The organism is Cupriavidus lacunae (genome assembly GCF_003353055.1).
GTDB classification, from domain to species: Bacteria; Pseudomonadota; Gammaproteobacteria; order Burkholderiales; family Burkholderiaceae; genus Cupriavidus; species Cupriavidus lacunae.
This window is the reverse complement of sequence record NZ_QKWJ01000022.1, coordinates 1-14,270: the sequence shown is the minus strand read 5'-3', so window position 1 is coordinate 14,270 and position 14,270 is coordinate 1. Positions and strand designations below refer to the sequence as shown.

Genomic DNA, 14,270 nt, shown 5'->3' with positions numbered 1-14,270 from the left:
TCATTTCCGATCGACCAATTAGGGCGCCTTCGAGGCGCCTTATTTTTTGCCAGGAAGGCGTGACGCGCGCGATCAGCCTGGCGACTGGTGAAGCGCCTGGCCGGCGATTGAGGTCGCAATCTCTCGAAAGTGCGCAACCGCCGGATTGTCCGTGCCGGGATTCCATGCAGCGATCAACTCATAAGGCGTCGACAGGTCATTGACGGTCATGTAGGTGACCCCTGGCTGCTGGACGCGTGCTACCCACTGCGGCACCAGCGTGACCCCAAGGCCCGCGCTGACGAACGCAAGCAGGGTCTGGAGCTGTCCGGCCTCTTGCGTGACGCGTGGCGTAAACCCGGCAGAAGCACAGCACGCGATGATGACTTCCAGAATCCGGCTGTTCATCCTCAGGGGAAACAGAACAAACGGCTCGTTGGCGAGGTCGGCGATGGACAGCGCGGACCGTGAGGCGAGCGGATGGCCGTCCGGGATTGCCGCGATCAAGGGGGCCGCTTCGAGTGCGACGGTCTTGAGCGGATGACCGGGCGAGGGAGACGGGATGATTCCGATATCAATGACTGATGTGCGGAGTGCCTCGATCTGTTCCGCCCGGTCGAGCGGATGCAATGTCAACTTGATGCTCGGCCACTGCTTGCGGAAGTCCCGAAGCATCGGCGGCAATATCGACCAGAGCACGTTGTCCACGAAGCCGATGGCCAGACGGCCGACCGCACCTTCAGCCGACGAACGCGCACGATGCACCGCTTCATCAGTCCGACGAAGCAGATCAAGCGCCTCGGGCAAGAAGATTTCGCCGGGGACCGTCAGCCGAACCTTGTGGCGTGAGCGCTCCAGGAGCGGAAATCCCAGCTCCTCTTCCAGAAGTTTTACCTGATGGCTCACCGCTGACTGGACGACATGCATACGCTCAGCGGCCCGGCCAAAATGCAATTCCTCAGCGACAGCGGCGAAATATCGAAGTCTACGCAGGTCCATGATCGGTACTCAATTACTCCGCTGCGCTAGCCAGGTTACGGCGCCGTATCCAGTCATTGTCCGGGCGGCTGTTGAAGTCGATAGTTCGCCTGGTAGACGGGGGCGGCGGCGACAAACCAGTCACGCCTTCAGGCGATACCCGGTCTTGAAAATCCACGCCACGATCGCAGCCAATATCATCAGAAAGACCAGGATCATCGCCAGACTCAGGCCGACACTTACGTCTGTTATCCCATAAAAGCTCTAGCGAAAACCGTTGATCAGATAGACCACTGGATTGAACAGGGCTACGGCTCGCCAGAAGGGTGGCAGGATATCGATCGAATAGAAGCTGCCACCTAAAAAACCCAGCGGGGTGATGATCAGCAGCGGAATCATTTGCAGCTTTTCGAAACCGTCAGCCCAGATGCCGATAATGAAGCCCAGAAGGCTGAATGTGAGGGACATCAGCAACAGGAAAATTATCGTCCACCATGGATGAGCGAGCTGCAGCGGAACGAAGAGTCCGGCCGTAACGAGCATGCTTGATGCCAAGCAGCACGGATTTGGTAGCGGCTGCCCCAACGTATCCGGCTACGATCTCCAGAGAGGAGATGGGCGCCGACAGTAGTTCGTAAATCGTTCCCGTGAATCTCGGAAAGTAGATACCGAATGAAGCATTCGAAACGCTCACCGCGCGCGAACCCGTCGAACAGGCGCTGGCGGCGCGAGGCGTGGAAGGCGGGCCGACGCTGATCTTCGATGCCGTATGCCATCCGGCCATCCTGGAGGAGGCGGTGCGCATTGCGGCGCCGGCCGGGCGCATCGGCGTGTTGGGCTTTTCGTCAACCCCATCGGCGATCCCGCAGCAGGAACTCACCAAGAAGGAATTGACGCTGTATGCCTCGAGGCTGAATTGCGCGATGTTCCCGACGGTGATTGACTGGATCGCGAAAGGCCTGGTCAATCCCGGGAAAATTGTCACCCACCACGTCGGTTTCCGCGATGTCGCCGACGCCTTCGCGCTGGCCGAGCGCAATCCGCGCGATTGCTGCAAGGTACTGCTCGACTTTGGCCAGGGTGGCTGACATGGCAAGTACCCGGCGCTTCGATATCGTGGCCATGGTCGAGTTCAGCCAGACCGGCGGACCCCGGGGGGGGGGGCTCGCCGCCAGTTGCGCACTCCTTGGTTTATGCCATTTCGGGTGTCTTAACCAATCGTGGCCAATTTGTTTGCTTGATGCTGAATTTCAGCGCACGCGTGCATGAGCTGATCGAAATCCAGTGGATCGCCAAGCATCATGGCATCCCCGATCATGGCCGCGTAGTCTTCCCGCAGCGCTTCCCTGGCAGCGCCTTCAGGAACGATGCATATCCCACCGCTTACTGTTGTCCTGTAGTCGAGGGTGCCACCCTCAGCATCCTTTTCAGGGAAGAAGAAGGACTTGTGCTCGGCCACGGCCATCGCCACTTGCCGGTTTGACAGGGCATCCGCGAAATGCCCGCTTCTTGCGATCGCTGCCAGGTCATGCCAATGGCGTGCGTATCGCTCGCCGCGGATTCGACCTTGCGCGCAGTAGACGTGTGCTGCGGTGGCCTTTTCCCAGAAGGTCCGGGCGACGCTCATTACGACTGGGGTGGCGGTCGGAAAGAGGATGCCCTGGACATACCCGGCCATGTCGCATGTCACCGGCAGCGCCTGGTGCGGTTCGCCCGTGGCGCGCCCACCGAACTCCAGGGTTACCACCGTTCGCACGTAGCCACTGCTGGGTTTGACCGCTGGGTAGTGCAGCAGGAGCTTGTCCTTGTCCTCGCCGCCGATCTCCAGGGTAGCGTGCAACTGGTCACGTGCCAGCGCAGCTTCCAGGACGGGCAGTACCGCTGTCGCGAGCCACCCGGGTAGCCGGGCTCGGACCGCGCGGGTCCATTTCGAAGCCTGGCTTCGACTTGGCGGCAGGAAACCGGCGCCGCCAGTCAGATCCGGAAGCAGCTTGCGGATATCGAGCGTGAGGTCGATGTCTTCGGAAAAGCGATCGATGACCTTATACGCTTTGGACAATGATGTCCCACCTTTGAAGGTCAGGTCGCCGGCGAGGATGGAGTTGAAGAGGGCATTGAGTGCCCAGACGACCCAAACGTCCTTTTCGAGCAGTAGCGTGGGACGCTGGGTCCGTTCCCGGACGATCTCCAATACTTCGCGCTGGTCATCGGCGCTGAGGCGCAGGAAGGCATCAGCCATGCGCCGCTTCCTCGCCGATGGCGCGTGCCATCCAGGATGGCAGCGCCGCACGGGTGGCTGCGAGCGTCTGCCATTCCGACGGGGGAAGGGAGCGATGCAATGTTGCCAGTGACCGACGGGCGTGCAGTGGTCCCAGCCAGGCCAGGGCACGAACCGCTGCACCGGCAGGTCCTGCGCCCAATGCCAACATCCAGCGGGGGGCGTGCTTCACCATGATTTCGGAGCGCCCGAACTGCAGCGTGCGGCTGCGCCCGGAGGTCAGGTAGATCTCGCGAATCGGCACCTGCTGCGTCAAGCCAAGGGCATTCGCCGCTGTGGCCCCATGCGCAACGACGACTTCACCGCTGTGAGCGGAAAGCGCCTCCACGACCTTTTCCGGGGCAGGCGCACGGGTTCCGAAGCGGCTGGAAACGGGCACCACATAGCTGCCGCGGGCCACTCTCAGCAGTTTGCCAGCCTTGGTCAGGCGCGACATAGCCTGATCGACCGCGGCGCGGGTTCCCAAATGAAGGAATTCCTTGGGCGAGACAATGCCTCCCTCTGGCAGGGAATGAGCATGTAGCAGCACGGCTTCGGGGAGCGTGTTCATCGCCTTCTGTGTAAATCGATATCGAATGTCAGAATTCTATATTAATTTCTGACATCCAGCGAGAACGTCGCTGGATGAAAGTGTTGCATTGGATGCTTCTGGTGCTCAAGCGACGTTCGGCGCGATCAGGCCTGGGCTGCCCGATCGCCTGGCGGCAACGTCGGATGGGTGGTAACTGGAGCCCAGGTGAACGGAAGGCGAAGCGGCATGCGATTTATACCCGGATGATATTGATATTTTATTTTATCCGGGTAATATTTTGGGGTCATCTTCCCTGGGCATTCCCATGACCAACACAACGCTGCACAACTACACGACCTTTGACGGCCACCGGCGTATCGCCACAGGCTCGCTGCCAGCCAATGCGCTGGCACTCAAGCGCGCGCTAGAAGCTGGCGCGGGCGGCCCCGTGCTGGTGTTCGACGACAGCACCGGGCGCTCGATCGACCTGGATACCAGCGGGACGGAAGCCGCAGTCCTTGAGCGGACCGCCGAACGCGCGGCGCAGCTTGAATCCCGGCGGCAGCCGGACGGCGAAAACGACGACGCCGCGGATGTGGCCGAGCCCCGAGGCCGCGGGCGCCCGAAGCTGGGCGTGGTATCGCGCGAGGTGACGCTGCTGCCGCGCCATTGGGAATGGCTGGCAGCCCAGCCGGGCGGGGCGTCCGTCGCCCTGCGCAAGCTGGTCGAGCAGGCGCGCCGCGACAATGCCGACAAGGACCGCAGCCGCCTTGCGAGCGAGCGGGCCTATCACTTCATGATGGCGATAGCGGGGGATTTGCCCGGCTTCGAGGCAGCCACGCGGGCGCTGTTCGCGGGCGATGTGGCGGGCTTTGCGCAGCAGATTGCGGTATGGCCGGTAGATGTCCGCGAGCATGCGTTGCGCCTTGCGGACAGCAACGCCTGAACCGACCCGCGGTCCCGTTCAGATCAGATTCCGCCCAGCAGGTCGTGGGCATCCACGATCGCGTAGGCGATCTCGGGATGTTCTTCCATGCTGCGGCGGATGGCGGCCGGGATCGACTGGCGGATCTTGCGGCACAGGCCGGGCTGCTCCTGCACCTGGATGCTGATGCCGCGCACCGTCCGCACGCCGCGGGCGCTGGGGGTAATGGTCAGCACGATGCCCAGCTGGGTCTGCATCAGGCTTTCCATCCGTTGCAGTTCGGCCAGGCTGGTCAGGCTTTCCAGCCGCTCGACCAGCCGCTTTTCCTCGGCACGGGTGAGCCGCAGCACGCGCAAGTCGGCGTTGGGGTCACTCAGCAGCGCTTCGCGCCCGCAGATGCAGGCGCCGGGCGGGCATTCCGTGCGAAGAGGGAACGGCGCGTTCATGTGGGGCGCGGCCACAAGGCCGCAAGATGGCGGGGCGATGGCCGGATATGTTAAATCAGGTTGCCGGTTGTCGGTTGCCCGCTGCCGGCGCGCCGCTTCCGGGCGTCGGTGGGTGAGGTGTCGCGGGATATCCCGCTGCCCGCCGTGGGTATGCCGGCATGGTCAGGCAGCGAATGCCGATCCGGTCTATGCTCGCGGCTGCGGTACGGCTCGAATGCCTGAGCCACCAAGACAAGCCAGCCAAGCCCTGCACAGGAGACCCCCATGGCAATCTCGATGTACGACGTTTCGATTCCCCCGTTTATCCGCGCGCTCGGCAACCTCGACGCGATCCTCGCCAAGGGCGCCGCATATGCGCAGGCACAGGGGATGGATCCGGCCGACCTGATCCAGACCCGGCTGATTGCCGATATGGACCCGCTGTCGTCGCAGGTGCAGCGCGCCAGCGATGCCGCCAAGAGCTGCGCCGCGCGGCTGGCGGGCATCGAGGTACCTTCCTTTGCCGATACCGAAACCACGTTTGCCGAGCTCGAGGACCGCATCGCCCGCACCATCGTATTTCTGGAGCAGATTACGCCCGAGCAGCTGGAAGGCAGCGAACAGCGCGTGATCGAGCTGAAGCTGCGCCAGGGGCCGGTGCGGTTCGACGGCAAGTCCTACCTGCTGGGCTTTGCCTTGCCCAACTTCTACTTCCATGTGACCACGGCCTACGACCTCTTGCGCCACAAAGGTGTGCAGATCGGCAAGCGTGATTACCTGGGGCTGAAGTAAGCCGAGCAGGTCAGACAAGGCAAAGCCGGGCTTCGCGCCCGGCTTTTTCATCAGGCTGGGCCAGCGTTCAGTCCCACTTCGGCGCAAAGCCTGGGTTGGCCAGCCGCTCGCCGCGGTCCAGTCCGGCAATGGCTGCCAGCTCCTGTTCCGACAGCCGCAGCGATGCCGCCGCCAGGTTGCTCTCCTGGTTGGTGCGTTTGGTCGACGACGGGATCACCGCGTAGCCCTGCTGCAGCAGCCATGCCAGCGCCACCTGCGCGGGCGATGCGCTGTGCGCCTGCGCGATCCGCTGCAGCACCGGGTCCTGCATCACCTTGCCGTAGGCCAGTGGCATATAGGCCGTGATGTGGATGCCCTGCGCGCGGGTGTAGTCGGCCAGCTTGCGGTTCTGCAGGAACGGGTGCATCTCGATCTGCTGCGTGGCGATCTGGTCGGCGCCAACGGCATCGATGGCTTGCCTGAGGTGGCCGATGGTGAAGTTCGACACGCCGATCGCGCGGGTGAGCCCGGCGGCGCGCGCCTCGGCCAGTGCCTCCATGTATTCCTGCACGGGGATCGCATCGCCGGGCGATGGCCAGTGGATCAGCGTCAGGTCGACCTGGTCCAGTTGCAGCTTTTCCAGGCTCTGCTCCAGGCTGGCGCGCAGGCGGTCGCGGCCCAGCGCTTCGGTCCAGATCTTGGTGGTGACGAACAGGTCCTGGCGCGGCACGCGGCTGGCGGCGATGGCCTGGCCGACTTCGGCCTCGTTGTCGTAGATCTGGGCGGTGTCGACATGGCGGTAGCCCAGTTCCAGGCCGGTGCGCACCGAGTCGACGACCTGCTGGCCCTTGAGTCGGAACGTGCCGAGGCCGATGGCGGGAATCTGCATGATGTTCTCCTAAGCTTGCAGGGTGTTCGGGAAGTTTCAGTACCAGGTGCGGGTCAGTGCGTCATGGCGCTGGCCGGCACACCGCCGCTGCGGGCATCGAAGCCAGCGGCGCGGTCCAGGCGCCCGCTCAGTTCGGTCAGGGCAAGCGCCACCAGCACCACCAGCGCGCCGATCCACGGAGTCTGCATCAGGCCCAGGTGGGTCACGATCAGCCCGCCGGCCCAGGCCGCGCCGGCAATGCCGAGGTTGAAGGCGGCGATGTTCAGGCCCGAGGCCACATCCACGGCGTCAGGCGTGAAGCGTTCCGCCTGCTTGACCACGTAGACCTGCAGTCCGGGCACGTTGCCAAAGGCCACGGCACCCCAGGCCAGCACGGTCCCTACCACCAGCCAGCGGTGCGGCGCGGTGAAGGTCAGCACGAACAGCACCAGGGCCAGCAGCAGGAACACCAGCTTCAGCGCCGGGATCGGGCCGTGGCGGTCGGCCAGGCGGCCGCCCCAGATATTGCCGGCGGCAACCGAGACACCATACACCAGCATCACCAGGCCGACCGCGCCGGCGTCAAAGCCGGACACATCCTGCAGGATCGGGGCGAGGAAGGTGAAGGGGATGAACGAACCGCCGTAGCCGATCGCGGTCTTGGCATACACCAGCAGCAGCCGCGGCTCGGCCAGCACGCGGGCCTGCTGCATCAGCGACGCCGGCGGGGTGTGCGCGATGGTGCGCGGCACGAACAGCAGGCTGCCGACAAAGGCCACCGCGCCCAGCGCCGAGACGGCCAGGAAGGTCTCGCGCCAGCCGAAGTGCTGGCCGATGAAGGTGCCCAGCGGCACGCCGGTCACCAGTGCCACGGTCAGGCCGGTGAACATGATGGCGATCGCGCTGGCGGCCTTCTCGCGCGGCACCAGCCCGGTGGCAATGGTCGAGCCGATCGAGAAGAACACGCCGTGCGCCAGGCCGGTCAGCACGCGTGCCAGCACCAGCGATTCATAGCCGGGCGCCTTCCATGCCAGCAGGTTGCCAAGCGTGAACAGCGCCATCAGCGACAACAACAGCAGCTTGCGCGGAATGCGCCCGGTCAGTGCGGTCAGCACGGGCGCGCCGACAGCGACGCCGAGCGCATACAGGCTGACCAGCAGCCCGGCCGACGGCAGGGAAACGTGCAGGTCGGCGGCAATGGTGGGGATCAGGCCAACGATCACGAACTCGGTCGTGCCGATGGCAAAGGCGCTGATGGTCAGCGCGAACAGGGCAATGGGCATGATGCAGCCTCCGGTAAGGGCAACAACGGCAAAAGGAACCAGGAACAGGGCGGAGTGTGCCGTGGATGCTTTTGCAGAAAAACCCGGTGATCTGCAGAAGATATTTGACTAAAATTCAAGAATGAAGCTGACCCTGGAAGAACTCGCCGCCTTTGTCGCCGTGGTCGATAGCGGCTCGATCACGGCCGCTGCCGACCAGCTCGGGCAGACCGTGTCGGGCATCAGCCGCGCGCTGAGCCGCCTGGAAGACAAGCTGGAAACCACGCTGCTGCGCCGGACCACGCGCCGGCTGGAACTGACCGAAGAGGGCGGCGCCATGCTGGCCCATGCGCGCGGCATCCTGGCCGCGGCCGACACTGCCGAGGAGCAGATGGCGCTGCGCCGCCAGCGGCCGGCCGGCAAGCTGCGTGTCAATGCGGCATCGCCGTTCATGCTGCATGCGGTGGTGCCGCTGGTCGGAGAGTTCCGGCGCCTGTATCCCGACATCGAGCTGGAACTGAACACCAACGACCAGATCATCGACCTGATCGAGCACCGCACCGACGTGGCCATCCGCATCGGCGCGCTGCGCGATTCGACGCTGCATGCGCGTGCGCTGGGCACCTCGCGGCTGCGGGTGCTGGCCAGCCCGGCTTACCTGAAAGCGCACGGTCGGCCGCGCGGCGTGGCCGACCTGGGCGGGCATACGCTGCTGGGCTTCACCCAGCCAGAGGCGCTGAACCGCTGGCCCCTGCGGACCGAAGCGGGCATGGAGCTGCCGATTCAGCCACATCTGGCGGCTTCTAGCGGCGAAACCCTGCGCCACCTGGCGCTGGCGGGCCAGGGGCTGGTGTGCCTGGCCGATTTCATGACCGAGGCCGACCGCCGCGCGGGCGACCTGGTGCAGGTGCTGGTGGACCACACCGTGGAGGTGCGGCAATCGATCCACGCGGTGTATTACCTGAATACGCAGCTGTCGGCACGGATTGCCTGTTTCCTGGACTTCCTCGCCGCCAACCTGGCAGGCGAGCCCGGCCGCGCCCCGGCGGCGGCTAAGCGAAAACCCTGAGCCCTCTGGTATACTTGCAGTACGTCCGGTCCAGCGCCGGACGCAGCCAGCGACAGGCCAGGACGGCCCCTCCGGCAGCGCCCGGAGCCTTGCACGGATGAGATCCGTGCGTGCCGTCAGCAATGCCGCCCGATCGATACCCTGCGGTCCACATCGAGACGCGAGATCCGGCACCGGCCCTGCCCACCCTTTACTGAACCCCGGCCAGCAAAGCGCTGCCGATTGTCCGTTTACGGTCCCAGAGAGACCCCCACGCATGACTTACGCCGTCAAGGAAATCTTCTATACGCTGCAGGGCGAAGGCGCCAACGCCGGCCGCGCCGCGGTGTTCTGCCGCTTTGCCGGCTGCAACCTGTGGACTGGCCGTGAGGAAGACCGTGCCAGCGCGGTGTGCCAGTTCTGCGATACGGATTTCGTCGGCACCGATGGCACTCGCGGCGGCAAGTACCGCACCGCCGAAGAGCTGGCCGCGGTGGTCGCCTCGGAATGGCCGCAGGGCGCCGGCGGCAAGCCGCTGGTGGTCTGCACCGGGGGCGAGCCGCTGCTGCAGCTCGATGCGCCACTGATCGACGCGCTGCATGCGCAAGGCTTCGAGATCGCGATCGAGACCAACGGCACCATTGCCGTGCCGCCGGGTATCGACTGGGTCTGTGTCAGCCCGAAGATGGGCTCGGAACTGGTGGTCACGCGCGGCGACGAGCTGAAGGTGGTGATCCCGCAGGACGGGCAGGACTTTGCCGCATACGAGAAACTTGATTTCCGCCATTTCCTGGTGCAAGCCATGGATGGCCCGCTGGCGAGGGAGAATACCGCCGCCGCGGTGGCGTTCTGCCAGCGCCATCCGCGCTGGCGGCTGTCGCTGCAGACCCACAAGCTGCTGGGCATCCGCTGAGCGGCAGGTATCCATCGCTCGCCCAACGGGCGGCAAAACGTACACAATACAGGCATCGGATGCGCGCGCAGCGTCCGTTCCAACGCAGGCGGCTGGCATGGCGCCGGTACACATGAGCAAACAAGTTTCCATTACCCGCCGGCTGGAGTTCGACTCCGGCCACCGCATCCCGAACCACTGCGGCCAGTGCCGCAACATCCACGGCCACCGCTATCGGCTGGACCTGACGCTGTCGGGCGAGGTCCTGCATCGCGAAGGCGCGTCGGATGACGGCATGATCCTGGACTTCGGCGACATCAAGGCGCTCGCCAACGAGCACCTGGTCAACAAGTGGGACCATGCCTTCCTGATCTATCGTGGCGACACCGCGCTGCTGAACTTCCTGCAATCGATGGAAGGACACAAGACCGTGGTGCTGGATGCGATCCCGACGGTCGAGAACCTGGCACAGGTCGCATTCGACATCCTGGCGCCGGTGTTCAAGGACTGCTTCGGCCATCACCTGCAGCTGACCAGGCTGGTGCTGTTCGAAACGCCCAATTGCTGGGCGGAAGTCAGCGCACCAGCCGTGCTGCCGGCGCAGGACTGAGCGGGGACGATGACAGAGACGCCGCCTCTGCCCGTGCGCGCGCCGCGCGCACTGCCTGATGACCCGGCCGAAGCCGCCGAGCGCGATGCGCGCTACATGCGCGCCGCGCTGGAAGAAGCCCGCCTGGCCGAAGCCGCCGGCGAAGTGCCGGTGGGCGCCGTGGTGGTGTGGAACGACACCATCATCGCGCGCGGCCACAACCTGCCGATCCGCTCGATGGACCCGTCCGCGCATGCCGAGATGCAGGCACTGCGCGCCGCCGCCCAGGTCATCGGCAATTACCGCATGCCCGAGTGCGAGCTGTACGTGACGCTGGAGCCGTGCGCCATGTGCAGCGGCGCGATCCTGCACGCGCGGCTGCGCCACGTGGTGTTCGGCGCGACCGACCCCAAGACCGGCGCCGCCGGCAGCGTGCTCAACCTGTTCGAGCAGGCGCAGCTCAACCACCAGACCACCATCGCCGGCGGGGTGCTGGCCGATACCTGCGGCCAGATGCTGAAGGATTTCTTCGGCGCCCGGCGCCGCGCCCAGAAGGCGGCGCAGAAGGCCGCACAGCAAGGCGCCGCCGCGCCAGTCACCGATTCCGGCACGAACAACGACAACGACACCGACACTGAAGCATGAGTACGCCGAACAGCAGGCCGCCGCATACCGAAGTCCGACTGATCGCCTCGTCCGGGTATCCGCACGACATCGCCATCGCCGCGCGCGGGTGTGCCTGGCTCAAGCACCATGGCTACCACATGACCAACCCGGACGTGCTGGCACGGCGCTACCTGCGCTTCGGCGGCACGGATGCGGAGCGGCTGGCCGACCTGCACGCCATCGGCACGGGCGCGCAGCACGAACTGACCCTGGCGGTGCGCGGCGGCTATGGCATTGCGCGTCTGCTGGCGCAACTGGACTTTGCCCGCATCGCCGAACAGGCCCGCGCCAGCGGCACGCCCATCGTCGGCCACAGCGACTTCACCGCATTCCAACTGGCCTACCTGGCGGCCACGGGCGGCGTCACCTTTGCCGGGCCGATGCTGCTGGCCGACTTTGGCGCCGATCTGGTCGATACCTTCATGTGGGAGCATTTCGAAGGCATCCTGCGCAACCCTGCCTACAGCGTCGACATCGCCGCTTCGCAGTCGGGCGGCCAGCCGTTCTCCGGCACCGTGGAAGGCACGCTCTGGGGCGGCAACCTGGCCATGCTGTGCACACTGCTGGGCACGCCCTTCATGCCGCAGGTAGAGGGCGGGGTGCTGTTCCTGGAGGACATCAACGAGCCGCCGTACCGGGTGGAGCGCATGCTGATCCAGTTGCAGCAGGCCGGCGTGCTGGGCGCGCAGCGCGCCATCGTGCTGGGCGACTTCTCCAACTACCGCGTCACCGACTATGACAACGGCTACGACATGGACGCCGTGGTGGCCTACCTGCGCGACCAGCTGCCGGTGCCGGTGCTGACCGGGCTGCCGTTCGGCCATTGCGCGCGCAAGCTGACGCTGCCAGTCGGTGCCCAGGTGCGGCTGGCGGCACGTGCCGACGGCTTCAGCATGGCTTTCTCGGGCTATCCGGTGCTGCCGCCGCTGGCCTGAGCGGCGGTTGGCCCGATACCGCGCGTCCGGGTCGCAAGGAATGCGTCCGGATGATAGAATGTAGGGTTATTTCCTGACTTCCTGCCGGGTTCACACATGAACCGGGCGCGGCCCGTGCCGCATCGCCAGCCATGGCCGCCGGAATACTCCGGGCCAGCGCGATGCATCTCCGGCAAGGCCCGCCCCTGAGCGGCATGGGGTGCGCCTCGTGTGCAAAACCGGCAAGCCGCGGCCAGCGCCGCGGCGCCACAATCTCCAGACAAGGTTCCAGACGTGCTTTCTACCGCAAACATCACCATGCAGTTCGGCCCCAAGCCGTTGTTCGAGAATATCTCGGTCAAGTTCGGCGAGGGCAACCGCTACGGCCTGATCGGCGCGAACGGCTGCGGCAAGTCCACCTTCATGAAGATCCTCGGCAGCGACCTCGAGCCGTCGTCGGGCAACGTCATGCTGGAGCCGGGTATCCGCCTGGGCAAGCTGCGCCAGGACCAGTTCGCCTATGAAGACATGCGCGTGCTGGACGTGGTGATGATGGGCCACACCGAGATGTGGGGCGCCGCGCAGGAGCGGGACGCCATCTACGCCAACCCCGAGGCTACCGACGAAGACTACATGAAGGCCGCCGAGCTGGAGGCCAAGTACGCCGAGTACGACGGCTACACCGCCGAGTCGCGCGCCGGTGAACTGCTGCTGGGCGTGGGCATCCCCACCAGCCAGCACCAGGGCAATATGAGCGACGTCGCCCCTGGCTGGAAGCTGCGCGTGCTGCTGGCGCAGGCACTGTTCTCGAACCCGGACGTGCTGCTGCTGGACGAACCGACCAACAACCTGGACATCAACACGATCCGCTGGCTGGAGACCGTGCTCAACGAGCGCAACTCCACCATGATCATCATTTCCCACGATCGCCACTTCCTGAACTCGGTCTGCACCCACATGGCCGACATGGACTACGGCACGCTCAAGGTCTACCCGGGCAACTACGACGACTACATGGAAGCGTCGATGCAGGCCCGCGAGCGCCAGATGGCCGCCAACGCGCGCGCCAAGGAGCGCATCACCGAGCTGCAGGACTTCGTGCGCCGCTTCTCGGCCAACAAGTCCAAGGCGCGCCAGGCCACCTCGCGCGCCAAGCAGATCGAGAAGATCAAGGTCGAGGACATCAAGCCGTCGTCGCGCCAGAACCCGTTCATCCGCTTCGAGTTCGAGAAGAAGCTGCACAACCTGGCCGTGGAAGTGGAGAACATCACCAAGACCTACGACCGCAAGATCATCGACAGCCTGTCGCTGGCGATCCAGGCTGGCGAGCGCGTGGCGATCATCGGCGAAAACGGCGCGGGCAAGACCACGCTGCTGCGCAGCCTGCTCAACGGGGCGGTGCAGACCGGCGTGCAGCGCGGCGTGGAAGTGGACCGCGGCACGGTCAAGTGGGCCGAGAACGCCAACGTCGGCTACATGCCGCAGGACACGTACGAGGAATTCCCGGCAGATCGCGACGTGATGGACTGGATGAGCCAGTGGACGCAGGCGGGCGACGACGAGACCTCGCTGCGCGGCACGCTGGGCCGGCTGCTGTTCTCGGCCGACGACATCCGGAAGTCGGTCAAGGTGCTGTCCGGCGGCGAGAAGGGCCGCATGATCTGGGGCAAGCTGATGCTGGGCCGCCATAACGTGCTGGCGCTGGACGAGCCGACCAACCACATGGACATGGAGTCGATCGAGTCGATGCAGATTGCGCTGGACAAGTTCCAGGGCACGCTGATCTTCGTCTCGCACGACCGCGAGTTCGTCAGTGGCCTGGCCACGCGCGTGATCGAAGTGCGCACGGACGGCACGCTGAGCGACTACCTGGGTACGTATGACGAGTACCTGCAGTCGCAGGGTATCGACGGCTGAGTCTTACGTTCCGGCGATTGCGCCGCAAACAATCAGGGCTGCCTTCGGGCGGCCCTTTTTGTTTCCTGGCGCTGCACCGTCGCGAGGGACCGGTCAGCCAGACGAAGACCACGTCCAGTCTAGTCCGAACTTTGAGCTCGTGGCGCGCTAATGCTTTGATTTCGCACGGTTATGTGCGCGCGAGCGAGTCGATTACTGGGTACAGGCGACGGGGCTGACGTTGAGCAGGCGGAAGGCCTTTTCTTGA

Annotated in this window: 14 protein-coding genes and 2 pseudogenes; 9 read left to right on the top strand and 7 right to left on the bottom strand. The window is 65.0% G+C overall.

Annotated elements, in window-relative coordinates; all coding sequences use genetic code 11:
• Positions 1 to 72: 72 nt before the first annotated feature.
• Complete coding sequence (locus DN412_RS18470) at positions 73 to 978, bottom strand: LysR substrate-binding domain-containing protein (protein WP_115212928.1); 906 nt, start codon at positions 976 to 978, stop codon at positions 73 to 75.
• A 120-nt stretch (positions 979 to 1,098) separates the two neighbouring features.
• Positions 1,099 to 1,648 (bottom strand): annotated as a pseudogene (locus DN412_RS18465) (ABC transporter permease); the annotation flags it as partial.
• 4 nt (positions 1,649 to 1,652) lie between these two features.
• Between DN412_RS18465 and DN412_RS18460 the strand changes: the two are divergent.
• A pseudogene (locus tag DN412_RS18460) lies at positions 1,653 to 2,045 on the top strand (zinc-binding dehydrogenase); the annotation flags it as partial.
• Between the two features lie 122 nt (positions 2,046 to 2,167).
• Here the strand turns inward: DN412_RS18460 and DN412_RS18455 are convergent.
• Both DN412_RS18455 and DN412_RS18450 read right to left on the bottom strand, forming a co-directional pair.
• Positions 2,168 to 3,196 (bottom strand): nucleotidyl transferase AbiEii/AbiGii toxin family protein, encoded by a 1,029-nt coding sequence (locus DN412_RS18455; RefSeq protein ID WP_115212927.1) that lies wholly within the window; start codon positions 3,194 to 3,196, stop codon positions 2,168 to 2,170.
• Positions 3,189 to 3,785: a DUF6088 family protein gene (locus tag DN412_RS18450; protein ID WP_115212926.1), complete on the bottom strand. Its 597-nt coding sequence runs from the start codon at positions 3,783 to 3,785 to the stop codon at positions 3,189 to 3,191. The genes DN412_RS18455 and DN412_RS18450 overlap by 8 nt, the downstream gene beginning before the upstream one ends.
• A gap of 286 nt (positions 3,786 to 4,071) precedes the next feature.
• Here DN412_RS18450 and DN412_RS18445 point away from each other — a divergent pair, with 286 nt between their 5' ends.
• A complete protein-coding gene (locus DN412_RS18445) occupies positions 4,072 to 4,692 on the top strand; it encodes a DUF2239 family protein (RefSeq protein ID WP_115212925.1) in 621 nt (206 codons plus the stop codon).
• Positions 4,693 to 4,715: 23 nt separating this feature from the next.
• Here the strand turns inward: DN412_RS18445 and DN412_RS18440 are convergent, their stop codons facing one another.
• Entirely contained in the window at positions 4,716 to 5,117 is a 402-nt protein-coding gene (locus DN412_RS18440) for a hypothetical protein (protein ID WP_115212924.1), read from the bottom strand.
• Between the two features lie 264 nt (positions 5,118 to 5,381).
• On the opposite strand from DN412_RS18440, the gene DN412_RS18435 reads away from it, so the two are divergent.
• Positions 5,382 to 5,888, top strand: coding sequence for a DUF1993 domain-containing protein (locus DN412_RS18435; RefSeq protein ID WP_115212923.1), 507 nt, complete (start codon positions 5,382 to 5,384; stop codon positions 5,886 to 5,888).
• 67 nt (positions 5,889 to 5,955) lie between these two features.
• Here DN412_RS18435 and dkgB read toward each other — a convergent pair whose 3' ends face one another.
• Together dkgB and DN412_RS18425 are read right to left on the bottom strand one after the other, a co-directional pair.
• Positions 5,956 to 6,756 carry a 2,5-didehydrogluconate reductase DkgB gene (gene dkgB / locus DN412_RS18430; protein ID WP_208647616.1) on the bottom strand — a complete coding sequence of 267 codons (801 nt, stop codon included), beginning with the start codon at positions 6,754 to 6,756 and terminating at the stop codon, positions 5,956 to 5,958.
• 53 nt (positions 6,757 to 6,809) lie between these two features.
• Positions 6,810 to 8,018, bottom strand: a complete 1,209-nt coding sequence (locus DN412_RS18425) for an MFS transporter (RefSeq protein ID WP_115212921.1) — start codon at positions 8,016 to 8,018, stop codon at positions 6,810 to 6,812.
• 121 nt (positions 8,019 to 8,139) lie between these two features.
• Between DN412_RS18425 and DN412_RS18420 the strand changes: the two genes are divergently transcribed.
• The 6 genes from DN412_RS18420 to DN412_RS18395 all read left to right on the top strand — a co-directional run bounded on the left by DN412_RS18420 (position 8,140) and on the right by DN412_RS18395 (position 14,023).
• Entirely contained in the window at positions 8,140 to 9,066 is a 927-nt protein-coding gene (locus tag DN412_RS18420; RefSeq protein ID WP_115212920.1) for a LysR family transcriptional regulator, read from the top strand.
• Positions 9,067 to 9,322: 256 nt separating this feature from the next.
• Positions 9,323 to 9,958 (top strand): 7-carboxy-7-deazaguanine synthase, encoded by a 636-nt coding sequence (gene queE / locus DN412_RS18415; RefSeq protein WP_078196511.1) that lies wholly within the window; start codon positions 9,323 to 9,325, stop codon positions 9,956 to 9,958.
• 112 nt (positions 9,959 to 10,070) lie between these two features.
• Entirely contained in the window at positions 10,071 to 10,547 is a 477-nt protein-coding gene (locus tag DN412_RS18410) for a 6-pyruvoyl trahydropterin synthase family protein (RefSeq protein ID WP_010809539.1), read from the top strand.
• Positions 10,548 to 10,556: 9 nt separating this feature from the next.
• Positions 10,557 to 11,171 carry a tRNA adenosine(34) deaminase TadA gene (tadA, locus tag DN412_RS18405; RefSeq protein ID WP_115212919.1) on the top strand — a complete coding sequence of 205 codons (615 nt, stop codon included), beginning with the start codon at positions 10,557 to 10,559 and terminating at the stop codon, positions 11,169 to 11,171.
• On the top strand, positions 11,168 to 12,127 hold the full coding sequence (ldcA, locus tag DN412_RS18400; RefSeq protein ID WP_115212918.1) for a muramoyltetrapeptide carboxypeptidase: 960 nt from the start codon (positions 11,168 to 11,170) through the stop codon (positions 12,125 to 12,127). The genes tadA and ldcA overlap by 4 nt, the downstream gene beginning before the upstream one ends.
• Positions 12,128 to 12,400: 273 nt before the next feature.
• Positions 12,401 to 14,023, top strand: a complete 1,623-nt coding sequence (locus DN412_RS18395; RefSeq protein ID WP_078196508.1) for an ABC-F family ATPase — start codon at positions 12,401 to 12,403, stop codon at positions 14,021 to 14,023.
• Positions 14,024 to 14,270 lie beyond the last annotated feature (247 nt).